Below are 1,458 nucleotides of genomic sequence, written 5' to 3' on the forward strand. Positions count from 1 at the left end.
AGGGCAGGCCGAACCACAGCACGGCGAAGATCAGCGCGATGCCGCAGGTGATCGGCACCGCGAGCGCCGTGCCGAGGACGACGTCCAGGACCAGCAGCACGGCGCCGGTCAGCGCGGAGGCGAGCAGCAGCAGGCCCACCTGGGCGACGCGGACGGAGACGGCGACGATCCGCTCCTTGCCCGGGTGGCGGTACAGCCCGCGGTGCAGGGCGACGGGGGTGGCCAGGACGGCCGCGGCGACGACCGACAGCAGCAAGGTGGTGACGTAGACGTCCTGCTGGGCGTCGGTGAGCTGGGCGAAGCGCGGGGTGAAGGCGACGCCGAGCAGGAACGCGAAGACGATCTGCACGCCGGTCTGGAGCACCCGCAGCTCCTGCAGCATCGCCACCAGGCGCCGGTCGGCGCGCACGGCCGGGTTCCCCCAGCCGGGCGGGGGAGCGGAGTCGGACCGGTGGCCGGGCGAGGGGGAGTCCGGGGGAGGTGCACTGGTCATGCGTCAGCTTCCCACGGCCCGGCGTCAGGCCCCGCGCGTCGCACCGGGGTCCGCGCCCCCGGTGCCGTCCAGGCGCTGCTGCCAGACGCTGAGCAACCCCTGCAGGGCGCCGGCCTCCTCGGGGCTCAGGTGGGCCAGCAGCCGGTGCTCGTTGCGCATGTGCGCCGTGAACGCCTCGTCGATCAGGCGCCGGCCGGCCTCGGTGAGCGCGACCACGCGCCCGCGCCGGTCGTCGGCGGCCGGGCGCCGGGTGACCAGCCCGGCGCGCTCCAGGCGGTCGATCCGCTTGGTCATCGCCCCGGTGGTCACCATCGTGTGCGCGGCCAGCTCGCCCGGGGCCCGCTCGTACGGGGCGCCGGCCCGGCGCAGCGCGGCGAGCACGTCGAACTCGCCCTCGCCCAGGCCGTAGCGCTGGTAGACGAGGGTCAGCTCGGCGGTCAGGCGGGCGGCGAGGCGGTGCAGGCGCCCGATGACGGCCTGCGGGGAGACGTCCAGGTCGGGGCGTTCGCGCCGCCACTCGGCCTGGACCCGGGCGACGTGGTCGGCGTGCTGTCCGTGTCCGTGTCCGTGTCCCTGTCCGTGCTCCATGGGCGCCATCCTACCCCCAATAGCTTCCCAGGAAGTTATATTGTCTTCCATGGAAGCCAATACGCGGTGGGTCCTGCTCACCGCCCTCGCCCCCGTCGCCTGGGGCGCCAACTACTGGGTCACCCACGCCCCCCTGCCCGCCGACCACCCCCTGTGGGGCGCCGCCCTGCGCGCCCTGCCCGCCGGCCTGCTGCTCCTCGCCCTCGCCCGCCGCCGCCCGCACGGCGCCTGGTGGTGGCGCAGCGCGCTGCTCGGCCTGCTCAACACCGCCGTCTTCTTCGTCCTGCTCTACCTCGCCTCCCAACTGCTGCCCACCAGCGCCGCCGCCACCGTCATGGCCGCCTCCCCGCTGACCATGCTGCTCACCGCCTGGGCGC

General features: G+C 75.0%; 3 protein-coding genes. 1 reads left to right on the top strand and 2 read right to left on the bottom strand.

Annotation, left to right across the window (positions count from 1 at the left end; all coding sequences use genetic code 11):
* Both AE652_RS41020 and AE652_RS41025 read right to left on the bottom strand, forming a co-directional pair.
* Positions 1 to 493, bottom strand: a 493-nt coding sequence (locus AE652_RS41020) for a DUF6328 family protein (RefSeq protein WP_199823232.1), incomplete at its 3' end; no start/stop codon positions are given.
* A gap of 24 nt (positions 494 to 517) precedes the next feature.
* Entirely contained in the window at positions 518 to 1,081 is a 564-nt protein-coding gene (locus AE652_RS41025; protein ID WP_049661048.1) for a MarR family winged helix-turn-helix transcriptional regulator, read from the bottom strand.
* A 49-nt stretch (positions 1,082 to 1,130) separates the two neighbouring features.
* Here AE652_RS41025 and AE652_RS41030 point away from each other — a divergent pair.
* Positions 1,131 to 1,458: EamA family transporter (locus AE652_RS41030; protein WP_049661049.1), on the top strand; the 328-nt coding region annotated here is incomplete at its 3' end.

It is taken from the genome of Kitasatospora sp. MY 5-36 (assembly GCF_001182915.1).
Taxonomy (GTDB): domain Bacteria; phylum Actinomycetota; class Actinomycetes; order Streptomycetales; family Streptomycetaceae; genus Kitasatospora.

Excerpts from the sequence above, each read along its gene's own strand:
- AE652_RS41025 (WP_049661048.1), bottom strand. The coding sequence starts at position 1,081 with ATGGAGCACGGACAGGGACACGGACACGGACACGGACAGCACGCCGAC.